Below are 16,627 nucleotides of genomic sequence, written 5' to 3'. Positions count from 1 at the left end.
GCTGGGTCGAGGCGCGTTGGCCAAGTCAGTTCATCCGCTCCACGCTCATTGGAGCCAATCGGTGCACGCTCCAACACAGCGGCGAGAACGAAAAAGCCGCGCCTGTCAGCCAGGCGCGGCTTTCGATGTCATGCGACGAAGACGCGCTTACAGCTTGTCTTCGTGCACCACGACCTTGAACTTGCGGCGCGTGTCCTGGACGTATTGCTGCACGTCCGCGCCCGCGTAGAGCTGGGTGAGCTGCTGGCGCAGCTGGTCGCGCTGGGCCTCGGGCAGCTTGGTGGGATCGCCCGGGGTGACCTTGTCCACGGTGAAGACCACGAAGCGGCCGTCTTCCATGCGCACCTTGCCCGGGGTGACCTTGCCGGCCTCGGGCGCGGGCGCGGCGAACAGGGCCTGGCTGCCTTCGCGCCAGGGGATCTGCGCACCGCGCGGCAGGCCCGGGATCTGCCCGAACTGATAATGCGCCGCGTCGGCGATGGCCTTGAGGCTCTCGCCCTTCTTCACCCGCGCCAGCACGTCGTCGGCCAGCTTTTCGGCGGCCTTCTCGGCGCGGTCGGCGCGCACGGCGGCCACGACCTGGTCCTTGACCTTGTCCAGCGGCTGGTCGGTCGCCTCGCTGTGGTCGGTCACGCGCACCACCAGGGCGTGCGTATCGTCGATCTTGATCAGCTGGCTGGCGGTGCGGTCGGCGATCTGCTGCTCGTCGAACACCACGCGCAGCACCTGCGGGTTGGCCAGCAGGCCCGGCGCGTCGCCGCGCGAGAAGGGGCCGGCCTTCTGCACCTGCAGTCCGGCGGCCTGGGCGCCGGCGGCGAGCGAATCCGGGTTGTCCAGCGTGGCGGTGACCAGCTTGCCGGCCACGTCGTTGTAGTGCTTGGCATCGGCTTCCTTCTGCGCCTCGGCGGCCAGCTGCGCGCGCACGTCCTCGAAGGGCTTGGCGGACTGGCCCTTGACCTCGCGCAGCTTGATCACGTGGTAGCCGAACTCGCTCTTGATCGGGCCCACCACCTCGCCCGGCTTGGCGATGCCGAACAGGGCCTGTTCGAACGGGCCGACCATCATCCCGCGCGTCACCCAGCCCAGGTCGCCGCCGTTCTCGGCCGAGCCCGGGTCCTGCGAATTGGCCTTGGCCAGCGCGGCGAAGTCCGCGCCCGGGGCCTTGGCCTGTTCGGCCAGCTTGGCGGCCTTGTCCTCGGCCGCCTTCTGCGTGGCCGCATCGGCGCCGGCGGGCACCGAGATCAGGATGTGCGAGGCCAGGCGCTGCTCGGTGGAGAAGCGCGCGGTATCGGCCTCGTAGCGCTTGCGCAGCTCGGCCTCGTCGACGGCCGGCGCGGGCGGCAGCTTGGACGCGTCGACCTCGACGTATTCCACGCTGACCTGCTCGGGCTTGCGGAAGTCGGCACGGTGGGCGTCGTACCACTGCTTGGCCTGGGCATCGGTGACCGGCGCGGTGTCCGGAGTCGGCGCCGGCAGGGTGGCCAGGGTCACATCGCGCGTCTCGCCCATCAGCTTGAAGAACTGGTCCATCTGCTGATCGGTGACGAAGCTGCTCATCGCCAGGCCCTGCGGCACCAGGGAGATGGTCATGTCCTGGCGCAGCTGCTGCTGGTAGGTGGTCGGGGTCAGGCCGTTCTGCTGAAGGATCGCGGCGTAAGTGGCGCCGTCGAACTTACCGCCCTGCTGGAAACTGGCGTCCGAGGCGATCGCTTCGCGCAGCGCGGCATCGCTCACCGCCACGCCGTCTCGCGTGGCGGCCAGCTCGACGACCTTGCGGTCGATCAGGTCGTCCAGGATCTTGCGCTTGTTGGCGGCCGAGTCGAACTCGCGGGCGTCGAAGGCATCGCGCTGCTGCGCCTGCTGGCGGCGGCGTGCGTCGCTCACGGCGCGCTGGTAGTCCTGCACGCTGATGTCGGCGTGCTGCCACAGTAGCGAGAGCGGCGGCCACGACGGGGCCGAGGGCCACCAGGTCGGCGGGGCCTGCACGCGTGCCACGGAGGAATCCGGACCACCGCTCATGTACTCGTTCACGCCCACGAAGGCGAACGGAACGATCAGCAGGCCCATCACCACGGTGGCGATCCAGCCTGAGGTCTTTTCGCGAAGAGTCTGCAGCATCGAGTCGTTAGGTCAGGTTCGGCAAGCCGCGCAGTTTAGCGTGGTTCCACGCGCAATGCCGCCGGCTAGGCCGCGCCCCTGACACGATGCTCAGGCACGGGAAAAGGCTCACCCTGGGATCGAGGGACTACGGCGCTCGGGTGTTTCGGCTTGGGAGGCCAGCGGCCCCGCTTCGGAGGAGCAACGCTCCGGCGGGCGGCGGCCGCTTTTCCCTCGATCAGGGCATCCTGCCCTGACTCGGGCGCTCCGCGTCCTGCTTCGCTGGTCGCGGCCACCGCCCGCCGGACCGCTGCCGCGTGCGTTACGCCTTATGACTTCGAGTGTAGAAAAATCCCAGTCATCTGCCGAGTAAACGCGCCCGATCGTGTCGAGGCTGGCGAAACGTGTTTGCCCGCGCCGCGTGCGGTGACGCACAAAAGAAAACGCCCGCCGGGGTCGCCGGCGGGCGCTTTGAACAACTGGCGGAGTGGACGGGACTCGAACCCGCGACCTCCGGCGTGACAGGCCAGCATTCTAACCGACTGAACTACCACTCCGCGCTTGAAACGCTTTGCACAACATCTGCCTTCACCCTTCGGGGAAAGCAAAGCCCCCAATCGCTCGGGGGCTTTTGGAACAACTGGCGGAGCGGACGGGACTCGAACCCGCGACCTCCGGCGTGACAGGCCAGCATTCTAACCGACTGAACTACCGCTCCGCGCTTGAAACTCTTGGCTGTGGTGCTTGGTGGGTGCTGAGGGTTTCGAACCCCCGACCCTCTCCGTGTAAAGGAGACGCTCTACCGCTGAGCTAAGCACCCTGGCGAGCTGAGCGGATTAGTTTACAGCGTCCTTCAGAGCCTTGCCAGCCTTGAATGCAGGATTCTTCGAAGCGGCGATTTCGATGTTCTCGCCGGTCTTCGGGTTGCGGCCCGTACGCGCGGCGCGGCCACGCACCTGGAAGGTGCCGAAGCCCACGATGGTGACCGAGTCGCCGCCCTTCAGCGCTTCGGTGATGCTGGCCACGACGGCGTCGACGGCACGGGTGGAATCAGCCTTGCTCAGGTCGGAACGGCTGGCGACAGCCTCGATCAATTCGGCTTTGTTCATTGCGATAACTCCATGTGCGGTATGCAACCGCTGAATGTGTGACCGGCCCGGGGCTTGCGCCACGTCGGGCCGGTTGGATCCCACTGCGAACGACCGTTGGGGACGTCCTTGGGTGCGGCTTTTATACCAGCCGCACCCCGGTGCCGCAACCGAAAAACCTAATAACGGCGCGGGTTTCAGCGCGTTTTAGGTTTCATGAAGCGCGCAAAGTCAATGCTTGACATCGCGCTGCGGCGCACGCTTGGCCGGCTGCGGCACCTCCACGCCCTTGTCGCCTTCCGAGCCACCGACCGGCCCGACCGGGCGCTCCAGCGCCAAGTCCAGCACCTCGTCGATCCACTTCACCGGCACGATCTCCATGCCCTTGAGCACCGACTCGGGGATGTCCGCCAGGTCCTTGCGGTTCTCCTCGGGGATGATCACGGTGGTGATGCCACCGCGCATGGCGGCCAGCAGTTTTTCCTTCAGGCCACCGATGGCCGAGACGCGGCCGCGCAGGGTGATCTCACCGGTCATCGCCACTTCGGCCTTGACCGGATTGCGCGTCAGCGTGGACACCAGCGCGGTCACCATCGCGATGCCGGCGCTCGGGCCGTCCTTGGGCGTGGCGCCATCGGGCACGTGCAGATGCACGTCCTGCTTCTGCAGGAACTCGGTGTCGATGCCGAGGCTCTCGGCGCGCGAACGCACCACCGACAGCGCGGCCGAGGCCGATTCCTTCATCACATCGCCCAGCTGACCGGTCAGCGTCATGCCGCCCTTGCCGGGCACCAGCGTCACTTCGATCTGCAGCAGGTCACCGCCAACCTCGGTCCAGGCCAGGCCGGTGACCAGGCCGATCTCGTTGGCTTCCTCGGCGCGGCCGAAGTCGAAGCGGCGCACGCCCTGGTACTTCTCCAGGTTCTTCTCGGACACCACGATGCGCGCCTGGCCCTTCTTGGCCTTCTTCTCCGGCTGGGGACCGGCCAGCGCGATCTCCTTGACCACCTTGCGGCAGATCTTGGCGATCTCGCGCTCCAGGCTGCGCACGCCGGATTCGCGCGTGTAGTAGCGCACGATGTCGCGCACCGCGCTTTCCTCGATCCTCAGCTCATCGGGCTTGAGGCCGTTGGCCTTGAGCTGCTTGGGCACCAGGTAGCGCTGGGCGATGTTGAGCTTCTCCTCCTCGGTGTAGCCGGGGATGCGGATCACTTCCATGCGGTCCAGCAGCGGGCCGGGGATGTTGAGCGAGTTGGAGGTCGCCACGAACATCACGTCCGACAGGTCCAGGTCCACTTCCAGGTAGTGGTCGTTGAAGGTGTGGTTCTGCTCGGGATCGAGCACTTCCAGCAGGGCCGAGGACGGATCGCCGCGGAAGTCCATCGACATCTTGTCGATCTCGTCCAGCACGAACAGCGGGTTCTTGGTGCCGACCTTGTTGAGGTTCTGCACGATGCGGCCCGGCATCGAGCCGACGTAGGTGCGGCGATGGCCGCGGATCTCGGCCTCGTCGCGCACGCCGCCCAGCGCCATGCGCACGAACTTGCGGTTGGTGGCCTTGGCGATGGACTGGCCCAGCGAGGTCTTGCCCACGCCCGGCGGCCCGACCAGGCACAGGATCGGGCCCTTCATCTGCTTCACGCGCGACTGCACGGCGAGGTATTCGAGGATGCGCTCCTTGACCTTCTCCAGACCGTAGTGGTCGGCGTCCAGCGTCTCCTGGGCGACCTTGAGGTCCTTGCGCACCTTGGAGCGCTTCTTCCACGGCACGCCGAGGATCCAGTCCAGGTAGTTGCGCACCACCGCGGCCTCGGCCGACATCGGCGACATCTGCTTGAGCTTGTTGAGCTCGTTGCGCGCCTTGGTCTCCACCGCCTTGGGCATGCCGGCCGCGGCGATCTTGCGGGTCAGCTCCTCCAGTTCGTTGGGCGCGTCGTCCAGCTCGCCCAGCTCCTTCTGGATCGCCTTCATCTGCTCGTTGAGGTAGTACTCGCGCTGGGACTTCTCCATCTGCGACTTGACCCGGCCGCGGATGCGCTTCTCCAGCTGCTGCACGTCGATCTCGCCATCGACGAAGCCGACCAGCAGCTCCAGCCGCTCTCCGACCGGAATGGTCTCCAGCAGGCGCTGCTTGTCGCTCAGGCGCACGCCCAGGTGCGCGGCGATGGTGTCGGCCAGGCGGCCGGGCTCGTCGATGCCGGCCAGGGTCTGCAGCAGCTCCGGCGGCAGCTTGCGGTTGGTCTTGACGTACTGCTCGAACAGGCTCATCAGCGAGCGCGCGACGGCCTCGATCTCACGCGACTCGGCGGCCTCGTCGGTGTCGATCTCCTCGCCCTGCCCGTACAGCGACTGCTCGCGCTCGACGATCTCGCTGACCGCCACGCGGGCGATGCCCTCGACCAGCACCTTGATCGTGCCGTCGGGCAGCTTCAGCAGCTGCAGCACCTGGGCCAGGGTGCCGATCTGGTAGAGGTCGGCCGCGGTCGGGTCGTCGGTGTCGGCCGACTTCTGCGCGACCAGCAGGATGCGCTTGTCGGCGGCCATGGCCTGCTCCAGCGCGCGCATCGACTTGTCGCGGCCGACGAACAACGGGATGACCATGTGTGGGAAGACCACCACGTCGCGCAGCGGCAGCACGGGCAGGTCCAGGATCTGGGGTTCGGTACGGGCCATGGGGGCTCCAGGAAAGTGCGGGGAGGCAGGCTGGGAAGCAGTGCGAACACGTGCCGCAAAAATGCCAATGGCCCCGTTATGGGGCCATTGGCTGGGCGATGCAAGCGAGAATCCGGAGCCCTTTGGCGATCAAGGACTTACCCGATCATTCGGCCGATGCGACCTTGGGCGCGGCCGGCGGATTCTGGTAGATCAGGTAGGGCTCGGACTTGTGCTCGATCACCGACTCGTCCACCACCACCTTGCCCACGTTTTCCAGCGACGGCAGGTCGTACATGGTGTCCAGCAGGACCGACTCGACGATGGTGCGCAGGCCGCGGGCGCCGGTCTTGCGCTTGAGCGCCTTGCGCGCGATCGCCGACAGCGCGTCGGGGCGGAATTCCAGCTCCACGCCCTCCATGTCGAACAGCCGCTTGAACTGCTTGGTGATGGCGTTCTTCGGCTCGGTGAGGATCTTCACCAGCGCCGGCTCGTCCAGCTCCTCCAGCGTGGCGACCACCGGCAGGCGGCCGACGAACTCGGGGATCAGGCCGAACTTGATAAGGTCCTCCGGCTCGACCTCGGACAGCACCTTGCCGATCTCCGGCTTCTTCTCCGAGGACTTGACCTTGGCGCCGAAGCCGATGCCGCTGGCCTCGGTCGAACGCGCCTGGATGATCTTGTCCAGGCCGGCGAAGGCACCACCGCAGATGAACAGGATGTTCTTGGTGTCCACCTGCAGGAATTCCTGCTGCGGGTGCTTGCGGCCGCCCTGCGGCGGGACGCTGGCCACGGTGCCTTCGATCAGCTTCAGCAGCGCCTGCTGCACGCCTTCGCCGGACACGTCGCGGGTGATGGACGGGTTTTCGCTCTTGCGCGAGATCTTGTCGATCTCGTCGATGTAGACGATGCCCTGCTGCGCCTTGTCGACGTCGTAGTCGCACTTCTGCAGCAGCTTCTGGATGATGTTCTCCACGTCCTCGCCGACATAGCCGGCCTCGGTCAGCGTGGTCGCATCGGCGATGGTGAACGGCACGTTGAGCAGCCGCGCCAGCGTCTCGGCCAGCAGCGTCTTGCCCGAACCGGTCGGACCGGCGAGCAGGATGTTGGACTTGGCCAGCTCGACGTCGTCGCTCTTCTGGCGGCTCTCGATGCGCTTGTAGTGGTTGTACACGGCCACGGCGAGCGTGCGCTTGGCGCGCTGCTGGCCGATCACGTACTGGTCGAGCACCTCGAGGATCTCGCGCGGCTTGGGCAGCGAACTGCGCGCCGACTGCGCCTTCTCCTCGAGTTCCTCGCGGATGATGTCGTTGCACAGCTCCACGCATTCATCGCAGATGAACACGCTCGGGCCGGCGATCAGCTTGCGGACCTCGTGCTGGCTCTTTCCGCAGAACGAGCAGTACAGGATTTTGTTGCTCTCGCCGGAACGGCCTTGGCGGTCTTCGCTCATGCTTGTTTTACCCACTCACAGCTGCCCCCGCGGGGGCATTCGATTTCGAGAATAGCACCGGATCGGCGCCGTTGGCGTCTGCCCGGCGCCGCGCCCGGAACGCAGAAATCCGTCTGCAAGTTCCGGGCCCCGGGCGGCTGGACCGGCTTGAAACGACGCGCGCCGGGTCGTTGCCGCCCGGCGCGCGAGGGCCGAAAGGATCCCGGCCAGCCGGCCGTTCGTTCAGGCAGACTGGATCGACTCGTCCGGACGGCGCTCCAGCACCTCGTCCACCAGGCCGTAGGCCTTGGAGTCCTGGGCGCTCTTGAAGTTGTCGCGCTCGGTGTCGCGGGCGATGGTCTCCAGCGACTGGCCGGTGTGCTTGGCCAGGATCTCGTTGAGCTTGTGGCGCAGGGTCAGGATCTCGCGGGCATGGATGTCGATGTCCGTGGCCTGGCCCTGGAAGCCGCCCAGCGGCTGGTGGATCATCACGCGCGAGTTGGGCAGCGCATAGCGCTTGCCGGCCGCACCGGCCGCCAGCAGCAGCGCGCCCATCGAGGCGGCCTGGCCGACGCAGATGGTGCTCACGTCCGGCTTGATGTACTGCATGGTGTCGTAGATCGCCATGCCGGCGGTGACCACGCCACCGGGCGAGTTGATGTAGAAGCTGATGTCCTTTTCGGGATTCTCGGCCTCGAGGAACAGCATCTGCGCCACGATCACGTTGGCCACGTGGTCGTCGACCGGCCCGACCAGGAAGATCACGCGCTCCTTGAGCAGGCGGGAATAGATGTCGTAGGCGCGCTCGCCGCGGCTGGTCTGCTCGACCACCATCGGAACGAGATTCAAGGCCTTGGTCAGGTTATCCATGGAGTGAGGCACCTTATCGTTGTTGGATCCGTCTCCCCGGGAGGGGACACGTGGATTGCGCTGGATCCCGCCTCACCGCACCGGCCGGCGCCTTTGGGGCGCCGGACCGATGGCGAAACCGGGGACCGTTACTGCCGGATCGCGTCCTGGAAGGACAGGCCCTGTTCGGTGTGCTGGGCGCGCTCGGCGATCCAGTCGATCACCTGCTCCTCCATCACACGGGACTGCAGCCCAGCCATCATCTGGGGGTCGTTGCGGTACAACTCAATGACCTGCTCGGGCTCCTCGTAGGTGGAGGCGATCAGGCGCAGGGTTTCCTGCACGCGCTTGGGGTCCAGGCGCAGCTCGTTGCGGCGGGCGACCTCGCCCACCAGCAGGCCGACCAGCACGCGCTTGCGCGCCGGGTCCAGGAAGCCCTGGTAGGCGTCGTCGGGCACCTGCACGTTCTGGCCCTGGCGGCGGGCCTGCTCGACCTGCTGGGCCAGCATGGCGCGGGCCTCGTTCTCGACCAGGCGCTCGGGCATCTCGACCGAGGCGTAGGCGGCGATCAGCTGCTCACCCACCTCGCGGCGCAGGCGGTTGGCCAGGGCGCCCTTGAGCTCGCGCTCCAGGTTGGTGCGGATGTCGGCGCGGAACTGGGTCTCGTCGCCGCTCTTGACGCCGAAGCTCTTGATGAAGTCCTTGTCCACCGGCGGCAGCACCGAGGCGGCCACGTCGGTGACCTTCAGGTGCACCTGGACGCTCTTGCCGGCCAGCTGCGGCACGCGCCAGTCGGCCGGGAAGGCGACGGTGATCTCCTTGTCCTCGCCCTTGGACATGCCGACCAGGGCCTGCTCGATGTCGGCGAACATCACGCCCGAGCCGATCAGGGTGGCGCCGGTCTCCACGCCCTCGGCGGGCAGGCGCTCGTCGCCGGCCTGCGACCAGGTCTCCAGCGCGACGCGGTCGCCCTCGGCGGCGGGGCGATCCACCGCCTCGAAAGTGCGGCGCTGCAGGCGCAGGTTCTCGATCATCTGGTCGATGTCGGCGTCGGTCACCTCGGCGGTATGGCGCACGACGTTGAGCTTGGAGACATCGATCTCGCCGAAGTCCGGCACCACCTCGAAGGTCGCGACCCACTCCAGCTCGCCTTCGCCGGCCGGCTCGAGGCGCGGGTTGCCGGCCAGCTGCAGGGCCTGTTCGCGCACGGCCGAGTCGAAGGTCTCGCGCAGCAGCCCGTCCAGGGCCTCTGCGCGCACCTGCTTGCCGAAGCGCTGCTCGATCACCTTGGCCGGCACCTTGCCCGGGCGGAAGCCCTTGATGCGCACGGTGCGGCTGAGCTCGCGCAGGCGGCCGCCGATGTGGTTATCCAGGCGCTCGGCCGGCAGCGTGAAGCTCATGCGGCGCCCAAGGCTGCCGGTCGATTCGACGGAAACGGTCATCTCACTTAGCTCCTGCAACCGCGACGCAAGGCTGGTCGCGGGTCATCGTTGTTGAAGGTTGAAGGGGTTGCTTCGGACGCGGGCCGCGGATGCCGCGGTCGGGCCCCTTGCCGAACGCGCTAGTTTCGCCGATCGGGCGCGGTTTGACCACAAATGCGTCCAGGCGCGTTGACAGGTGCACCTCGCATCCAGACAATACGCGTCCTTTCCGGCGGGCAACGTCGGTCAGGGACCGGCGAGTCGCCGGCCCGCACACGGTTTCCGGGGTATAGCGCAGTCTGGTAGCGCGCCTGCTTTGGGAGCAGGATGTCGGGGGTTCGAATCCCTCTACCCCGACCATCCAACGCGGTCCGATCGATGAAGTCCGGATGCGATCCAGCCGGGCGCCCGTAGCTCAACTGGATAGAGCACCGGCCTTCTAAGCCGGCGGTTACAGGTTCGATTCCTGTCGGGCGCGCCAATTCACCGGTGCACGAGGCTGGATGCGGTATCAGTGGTGGCTGTAGCTCAGTTGGTTAGAGTACTGGATTGTGATTCCAGATGTCGGGGGTTCGAGTCCCCTCAGCCACCCCAATCCGCAGCGGCTTTCTTCGACAAGGGTGTTGCACAAACCGAATCATCGCGTATACTGCGCGACCAGTTTTCGGGGCCGTTAGCTCAGTTGGTAGAGCAGTTGACTCTTAATCAATAGGTCCAAGGTTCGAATCCTTGACGGCCCACCAAACAAGAAGGCGTCCAGTGCTCTGGGCGCCTTCTTTCTTTTACGGCTTCGCAAAGCCGCGCGCTCCGGCGCGGCGCAAGGCAGCGCGGCGACTTCCCCGCCCGCTGGACCCGGCCAGCGCCGCTGCCGCAACGATCGGGCAAACCGAGCACTAACAGCATCGTCAGCGCCTACTGTCGCGATGGACAGGTAGAATGCGCGCGACCTCATGCGAAAGTGGCGGAACTGGTAGACGCACTGGATTTAGGTTCCAGCGGGTAACCCCCGTGCGGGTTCGAGTCCCGCCTTTCGCACCAGCATCATTCGAAGGTATCGCCCAGGGAGGCACCATGATCCGCAGCGGCAATCCGGCTCTGAAAGAGTCCACGTTCCTCGACCTCGGCACCGGCGCGGTGGTCACCCGCGACGGCGGGGCGATGACCCTGAACGGCACGGTCAACAAGACCGGCTTCCTGCTGCTGCTGAGCCTGCTGACCGCGGCCTTCGCCTGGAACCAGTCCACCGTCGCGCTGCCCAACGGCGAGATGACGGCGGCCGCCGGCGCGGCGGTCTACGTGATCGGCGGCGCGATCGGCGGCTTCGTGCTGGCGCTGGTGACGGTGTTCAAGAAGGAATGGTCGCCGGTCACCGCGCCGCTGTACGCGCTGGTGGAAGGCTTCTTCCTCGGCTCGGTCTCGGCCCTGTACGAAATGCGCTTCCACGGCGTGGTGTTCCAGGCCGTGCTGCTGACCTTCGGCACGCTGTTCGCGCTGCTGATGGCCTATCGCAGCGGCCTGATCAAGGCGACCGAGAACTTCAAGCTGGGCGTGGTCGCGGCCACCGGCGGCATCATGGTGATGTACCTGGTCTCGATGGTGATGCAGCTGTTCGGCATGAACGTGTCCTACCTGCACGGTTCGGGCGTGGTCAGCATCGGCATCAGCCTGGTCGTGGTGGTGGTGGCCGCGCTGAACCTGGTGCTGGATTTCGACTTCATCGAGTCGGGCGTGGACGCCGGCGCGCCCAAGTACATGGAGTGGTACGGCGCCTTCGGCCTGATGGTCACGCTGGTGTGGCTGTACGTGGAGTTCCTGCGTCTGCTGTCCAAGCTGCAGTCGCGGAACTGACGGGAATGGGGAATCGGGAGTGGGGAATGGTGAAAGCCCCTCCTCCCGGCCACTGATCGAAGTGCATGACGAAAAAAGGGCGCCGCGAGGCGCCCTTTTTCGTTGCGGGGTCGGCGGGGCTCAGAGGCGGCTGGCGATGGCCTTGGCGAAGCCCATGGTGTTGCCGGTGCCACCCAGATCCGGGGTGACCGAGTCCTTGGCTTCCAGCGTGGCCACGATCGCCTTGCGCAGGCGCGTGGCGTTGTCCGGCTGGCCGATGTGGTCGAGCAGCTGGGCGGCGGCGAGCAGCAGCGCGCAGGGGTTGGCCTTGCCCTGCCCCGCGATGTCCGGCGCCGAGCCGTGCACGGCCTCGAAGATCGCCGCGTTGGTGCCGATGTTGGCGCCCGGGGCCAGGCCCAGGCCGCCGACCAGACCGGCGCACAGATCCGAGAGGATGTCGCCGAACAGGTTGGTGGTCACGATGATGTCGAACTGCTCCGGACGCATCACCAGCTGCATGCAGGTGTTGTCCACGATCATCTCGTTGCACTCGATGTCGGGGTAGTCCTTGGCCACTTCGCGGCCGACCTTGAGGAACAGGCCCGAGGTTGACTTGATGATGTTGGCCTTGTGCACCAAGGTGACCTTCTTGCGGCCGGTGGCACGGGCCAGGTCGAAGGCGTAGCGCACGATGCGCTCGGAGCCCTTGCGGGTCACGCGCGCCATCGACACGGCGGTTTCGCCGTCGGCGGAGACTTCCTGGCCTTCGCTCAGGTAGGCGCCCTCGGTGTTCTCGCGCACCGTGATCAGGTCCACGCCGCTGCCGAAGCGCGACTTGGTGTTGGGGAAGGAGATCGCCGGACGCACGTTGGCGTACAGGTCGAAGTGGCGACGCATGGTCACGTTGATCGAGGTGAAACCCTCGCCCACCGGCGTGGTCAGCGGGCTCTTCAGCGCGACCTTGTTCTTCTCGATCGACGCCAGGGTCGAGGCGGGCAGCAGGTCGCCGTGCTTCTCCAGCGCGACCAGGCCGGCGTCGGCTTCTTCATAGGTCAGGCCGGCCTTGAGTGCGTCGAGCACGTACAGGGTGGCTTCCATGATTTCCGGGCCGATGCCGTCGCCGCGGATGACCGTGATGGTTTGCGTCATTGAGTGGGGATCCAAGCTGTGGCGCGCAGCAGGAGTGCCGCGCGGGGGGCTCGCCAGTATGCAGCGTCGCCCGCTTGCCCTCAAATGCAACCATTGGCGTGGATGCCCTAAATTCCTCTAAATCTTCGGAAAGCCCGCGATCTTGTCGCCAACAATAGGAAAACCATGAGTATGTCGATTCAGGTATGCATTAGGAATGCATACCTGAAGGGCCATAAAAAGTGCCGCCGTGCGCAGGATTGGGGCTCCTTTGCCCCCTCCCTTTCGCCGCAGGCGAAGGGGAGGGCCGGGGTGGGGTGCTGTTGCTGTTGCTTCGGCGGCTTGACCGGGAAAGCCCCGGCCCCTCCCCATCCCTCCCCTGCACTACGCGCAAGGGAGGGGGCCTCAAGTCGATGATTTCCCGTCACTGGCCGCGTTCTGCGTGAAGAAAGAGATCAAACGATTCCGTAAGCCGAAGCCCTATGACCTGACGCGCGAGGCAGCGGGCCGGCGGGCGGGGGCCGCGCCTAGCGAGGCAGGACGCCGAGCGCCCGAATCAGGGCAGGATGCCCTGATTGAGGGATAAGCGGCCCCCGCCCGCCGGACCGCTGCCCCTCCGAAGCCAGACGCTCAACGGAAACGCGATCCCACTACTGCGAGAAGAACTCTGATCTTGATACTCCGAGCGAAAGCCCCGGGTTCCCGCGCTCGCTGGAACGACGATAGGGGGATGTAACGCGGGGCAGATGACCCGACCGAGAGAAAGGCGGACACCGCCCGACCGGCCGTTGCCTCGTCGAAGCCGAACCGCAGCCCTTGCAAGCGGCAAGGCGCTCGCGCCGAGCGCCCCGACCAGCAAAAGAACCGCCCGTCAGCCGTGATCGTGCGCGGCAGGCGCCGGTGCGCCGCCTTCGAGCTGGTCGAGGAAATCCACGGCGCGGCGCAGGTGCGGGATCACGATCGAACCGCCCACCACCAGCCCGACCGAAAAGGTCTCGAAGAACTCCTCGCGGGTCACGCCGACCTCCTTGCACTGGGCCACGTGATAGCTGATGCAGTCGTCGCAGCGCAGCACCATCGAGGCCACCAGACCGAGCAGCTCCTTGGTCTTCACGTCCAGCGCGCCGGCCTGGTAGGTCTGCGTATCGAGCGCGAAGAACCGGCGCACGACCTGGTTGGGCTCGGCCAGGATGCGCTGGTTCATGCGCTGGCGGAACTCGGTGAAGGCCTGGACGCGGTCGGCCTCGGTCTCCCCGCCCTGGCTCATGCCGCGTCTCCGGCCAGCAGCGGCTCGAGCTTGCCGGCGCGGTGCAGCGCCATCATGTCGTCGTAGCCGCCGACGTGGGTCTCGCCGATGAAGATCTGCGGCACGCTGGTGCGCCGGGTGCGCGCCATCATCTTCTCGCGCTCGGCCGGATCGGTGTCGATGCGCACCTCCGTCCAGGTCTGGCCCTTGGACTTGAGGAAATTCTTGGCGGCCACGCAGTACGGGCACACGGCGGTGGAATACAAAGTGATCTGGGGTGCGCTCATGGGGAATTCTCGGCACGTGGGAAGGTCTGAAGACGCATCATGGTGGCATGTCACCGGCGGACCAGAGGGCGCAATGCAACGCTGCGGATTAACGACGGATTCACCCCGGGGCACAGGCGCACCGCCATGCTGCGCGGATTTCCGCCGATGCATCGAGGGATCGACCGCGTGCGCCTGACCCTGCTGGCCACTGCCCTGACCACGCTGATCGCCGCACCACTGGCGTTCGCCCAGGCCGACAGGCTGCCCGATATCGGCTCATCGGCCGGTGAACTGCTCACCCCCGCCCGCCAGCAGCAGTACGGCGCCATGACCCTGCGCGAACTGCGCAACTACGGCTATCTGCTGGACGACCCGCTGATCGACGACTGGCTGGACCGCGTGGGCGGCAAGCTGGCGGCCAACAGCGACCGCCCCTCGCAGCCCTTCACCTTCTTCATGCTGCGCGACCGGCAGATCAACGCGTTCGCCACGCTGGGCGGCTACATCGCGGTCAATTCCGGCCTGGTGCTGACCGCCGAGCGCGAGGACGAAGTGGCGGCGGTCCTGTCGCACGAGATCGCCCACGTCACCCAGCAGCACGTGCTGCGCAGCGTCGAGCGCGCCCAGCGCGACCAGATCCCGATCCTGCTGGGCATGCTGGGCGCGATCATCGCCGCGCAGGCGGCCGGCGGCCATTCCAGCGGCGATGCGACCCAGGCCGCGGTGGTCAGCGGCATGGGGCTGATGCAGCAGCGCCAGATCGACTACACCCGCTCCAACGAGTCCGAGGCCGACCGCATCGGCATCCAGACCCTGGCCCGCGCCGGCTACGACCCCGATGCCATGGCCGGCTTCTTCAGCCGCATGGACCAGGCCATGCGCGCCAACAAGGGCGGCGAACGCGAGCGCACGCCCGACTATCTGCAGACCCACCCGGTCACCAGTTCGCGCATCAGCGAGGCGCACGACCGCGCCGAGCGGATCAAGCGCGAGAAGAACGTCATCACCACCGTCAGCACCCCGGGCGGCAAGATCGTCGAATCCAGTCCGCGTGAGGGCGACTACGCCGCCGGCGCGCGCAGCAACAACCCGCTGCTGCCCTTCCAGGTGACCCTGCCGCCGGCCAGCTTCGACAACGGCGCGACCGGGCTGTTCCAGTGGGCTAAGGAGCGCCTGCGCGTGCTCAGCGCCAACACGCCCGACCAGGCCATCCGCGAGTACGAGAGCATCCGCCGCAGCACCGGCGAACTGAGCGAGGCCCAGCAGTACGGCCTGGCCCTGGCGCAACTGCGCAACAACCAGCCCGGCGCCGCCGTGGCCGCCCTGACCCAGCTGCTGCAGCGCGCGCCCGGCAACCAGTGGCTGGGCATCGGCCTGGCCGAGGCCCAGGCCCGGGCCGGCGACGTGCCCGGGGCCAAGGCGCGCTTTAAGGACCTGATGGCGCGCACGCCCAACAGCCGCGCCGTGGCCTTGGGCTACGCCCAGGTGCTCAACGGCCAGGGCGACCGCGCCGGCGGCCAGCAGGCCCAGGCCGTGCTGCAGCCGCTGCTGGACGCCAGCGCGCAGGACCCGATCTTCCAGCAGGCCTACGCCCGCGCCTGCGAGCTGGCCGGCGACAGCGTCCGGGCCGGCGAGGCCTACGCCCAGGTCGCCTACCTCAACGGCCGCCCCGAGCAGGCCCTGACACAGCTCAGCAATCTGAAGAAGCGCGAGGCGCTGGACTATTACGCCCGCGCCCGCATCGACGCCCGCATCGCCGCCATCACCCCGGAGGTGCTGGCCCTGCGCGATGCCGGGGTCAAGGATCCGGACCTGGACCGCAACCGCTGAGGCCTCGGGCGCACCGGTCCGCGGCGGGTGTCACAATCGAGTCACAAAATTGTCGTCTACTGCCGCACGTCCCCAATCCGTCCGGCTCCCGTCCCGTGCAGAAGCGCATCCTGATCGTCGATGATGAACCCGCCATCCGTGACATGGTGGCCTTCGCCCTGCGCAAGGGCGAATTCGAGCCGGTGCATGCCGGCGACGCCCGCGAGGCGCAGGGCGCCATCGCCGACAAGGTGCCCGACCTGATCCTGCTGGACTGGATGCTGCCCGGCACCAGCGGCCTGGAGCTGGCCCGTCGCTGGCGCAAGGACGCCCTGACCCGCGAGGTGCCGATCATCATGCTCACCGCGCGCGGCGAGGAGAACGACCGCGTCGGCGGCCTGGAGGCCGGCGTGGACGACTACGTGGTCAAGCCCTTCTCGGCGCGCGAACTGCTGGCCCGCATCCGCGCGGTCATGCGCCGCTCGTGCGAGGACGAGGAGGACGGCAGCATCGCCCTGGGCGCGCTGCGCATCGACGGCGCCGCCCACCGCGTGTTCGCCGAGGACACGCCGGTGCCGATCGGCCCGACCGAGTACCGTCTGCTGCACTTCTTCATGACCCACCCCGAGCGCGTCTATACCCGCACCCAGCTGCTCGACCACGTCTGGGGCGGCAGCGTCTATGTGGAGGAGCGCACCGTGGACGTGCATATCCGCCGCCTGCGCAAGACCCTCGAACCGCACGGCGTGGACAACATGGTGCAGACCGTGCGCGGCTCGGGCTACCGCTTCTCGGTGTCCACTTAAGGC

At 67.1% G+C, this 16,627-nt stretch carries 12 protein-coding genes and 8 tRNA genes; 8 read left to right on the top strand and 12 right to left on the bottom strand.

Going from position 1 to position 16,627, the window contains the following annotated elements; genetic code table 11:
• Nucleotides 1-147: 147 nt before the first annotated feature.
• From QE438_RS01885 to tig, 9 genes are all read right to left on the bottom strand, one after another.
• The gene (locus QE438_RS01885) at nt 148-2,118 is read right to left on the bottom strand and encodes a SurA N-terminal domain-containing protein (protein WP_306992955.1); all 1,971 of its coding nucleotides are present in this window, start codon (nt 2,116-2,118) and stop codon (nt 148-150) included.
• A gap of 459 nt (nt 2,119-2,577) precedes the next feature.
• Nucleotides 2,578-2,654 (bottom strand) — tRNA-Asp (locus QE438_RS01880).
• Nucleotides 2,655-2,738: 84 nt separating this feature from the next.
• Nucleotides 2,739-2,815 (bottom strand) — tRNA-Asp (locus QE438_RS01875).
• Nucleotides 2,816-2,842: 27 nt separating this feature from the next.
• Nucleotides 2,843-2,917, bottom strand: a tRNA-Val gene (locus QE438_RS01870).
• A 16-nt stretch (nt 2,918-2,933) separates the two neighbouring features.
• Complete coding sequence (locus QE438_RS01865) at nt 2,934-3,206, bottom strand: HU family DNA-binding protein (protein WP_130519995.1); 273 nt, start codon at nt 3,204-3,206, stop codon at nt 2,934-2,936.
• Nucleotides 3,207-3,416: 210 nt separating this feature from the next.
• Nucleotides 3,417-5,858 (bottom strand): endopeptidase La, encoded by a 2,442-nt coding sequence (gene lon / locus QE438_RS01860; RefSeq protein WP_306992957.1) that lies wholly within the window; start codon nt 5,856-5,858, stop codon nt 3,417-3,419.
• 145 nt (nt 5,859-6,003) lie between these two features.
• On the bottom strand, nt 6,004-7,290 hold the full coding sequence (clpX, locus tag QE438_RS01855; protein WP_130519991.1) for an ATP-dependent Clp protease ATP-binding subunit ClpX: 1,287 nt from the start codon (nt 7,288-7,290) through the stop codon (nt 6,004-6,006).
• A gap of 222 nt (nt 7,291-7,512) precedes the next feature.
• Complete coding sequence (gene clpP, locus QE438_RS01850; protein ID WP_130519989.1) at nt 7,513-8,139, bottom strand: ATP-dependent Clp endopeptidase proteolytic subunit ClpP; 627 nt, start codon at nt 8,137-8,139, stop codon at nt 7,513-7,515.
• A 128-nt stretch (nt 8,140-8,267) separates the two neighbouring features.
• Nucleotides 8,268-9,560: a trigger factor gene (tig, locus tag QE438_RS01845; RefSeq protein ID WP_306992960.1), complete on the bottom strand. Its 1,293-nt coding sequence runs from the start codon at nt 9,558-9,560 to the stop codon at nt 8,268-8,270.
• 262 nt (nt 9,561-9,822) lie between these two features.
• Here tig and QE438_RS01840 point away from each other — a divergent pair.
• The 6 genes from QE438_RS01840 to QE438_RS01815 all read left to right on the top strand — a co-directional run bounded on the left by QE438_RS01840 (nt 9,823) and on the right by QE438_RS01815 (nt 11,387).
• Nucleotides 9,823-9,899 (top strand) — tRNA-Pro (locus tag QE438_RS01840).
• 44 nt (nt 9,900-9,943) lie between these two features.
• Nucleotides 9,944-10,020 (top strand) — tRNA-Arg (locus QE438_RS01835).
• A 36-nt stretch (nt 10,021-10,056) separates the two neighbouring features.
• Nucleotides 10,057-10,133, top strand: a tRNA-His gene (locus QE438_RS01830).
• Between the two features lie 73 nt (nt 10,134-10,206).
• Nucleotides 10,207-10,282: transfer RNA gene (locus QE438_RS01825), tRNA-Lys, on the top strand.
• A 209-nt stretch (nt 10,283-10,491) separates the two neighbouring features.
• Nucleotides 10,492-10,577, top strand: a tRNA-Leu gene (locus QE438_RS01820).
• 33 nt (nt 10,578-10,610) lie between these two features.
• Complete coding sequence (locus QE438_RS01815; RefSeq protein ID WP_306992962.1) at nt 10,611-11,387, top strand: Bax inhibitor-1/YccA family protein; 777 nt, start codon at nt 10,611-10,613, stop codon at nt 11,385-11,387.
• Between the two features lie 120 nt (nt 11,388-11,507).
• Here the strand turns inward: QE438_RS01815 and QE438_RS01810 are convergent, their stop codons facing one another.
• The 3 genes from QE438_RS01810 to grxC all read right to left on the bottom strand — a co-directional run bounded on the left by QE438_RS01810 (nt 11,508) and on the right by grxC (nt 14,027).
• Nucleotides 11,508-12,515 (bottom strand): isocitrate dehydrogenase, encoded by a 1,008-nt coding sequence (locus QE438_RS01810; protein ID WP_130529136.1) that lies wholly within the window; start codon nt 12,513-12,515, stop codon nt 11,508-11,510.
• Between the two features lie 850 nt (nt 12,516-13,365).
• Nucleotides 13,366-13,761 carry a carboxymuconolactone decarboxylase family protein gene (locus QE438_RS01805; RefSeq protein WP_130523499.1) on the bottom strand — a complete coding sequence of 132 codons (396 nt, stop codon included), beginning with the start codon at nt 13,759-13,761 and terminating at the stop codon, nt 13,366-13,368.
• Entirely contained in the window at nt 13,758-14,027 is a 270-nt protein-coding gene (gene grxC / locus QE438_RS01800) for a glutaredoxin 3 (protein ID WP_130519979.1), read from the bottom strand. Before grxC ends, QE438_RS01805 begins: the two co-directional genes overlap by 4 nt.
• Before the next feature lie 147 nt (nt 14,028-14,174).
• Here grxC and QE438_RS01795 point away from each other — a divergent pair, with 147 nt between their 5' ends.
• The gene (locus QE438_RS01795; RefSeq protein WP_235871687.1) at nt 14,175-15,839 is read left to right on the top strand and encodes a M48 family metalloprotease; all 1,665 of its coding nucleotides are present in this window, start codon (nt 14,175-14,177) and stop codon (nt 15,837-15,839) included.
• 95 nt (nt 15,840-15,934) lie between these two features.
• On the top strand, nt 15,935-16,624 hold the full coding sequence (gene phoB, locus QE438_RS01790; protein WP_306992966.1) for a phosphate regulon transcriptional regulator PhoB: 690 nt from the start codon (nt 15,935-15,937) through the stop codon (nt 16,622-16,624).
• Nucleotides 16,625-16,627 lie beyond the last annotated feature (3 nt).

This window comes from Pseudoxanthomonas sp. SORGH_AS_0997 (genome assembly GCF_031453535.1).
GTDB classification, from domain to species: domain Bacteria; phylum Pseudomonadota; class Gammaproteobacteria; order Xanthomonadales; family Xanthomonadaceae; genus Pseudoxanthomonas_A; species Pseudoxanthomonas_A winnipegensis.
This window is presented reverse-complemented; position numbering and strand designations above follow the sequence as displayed.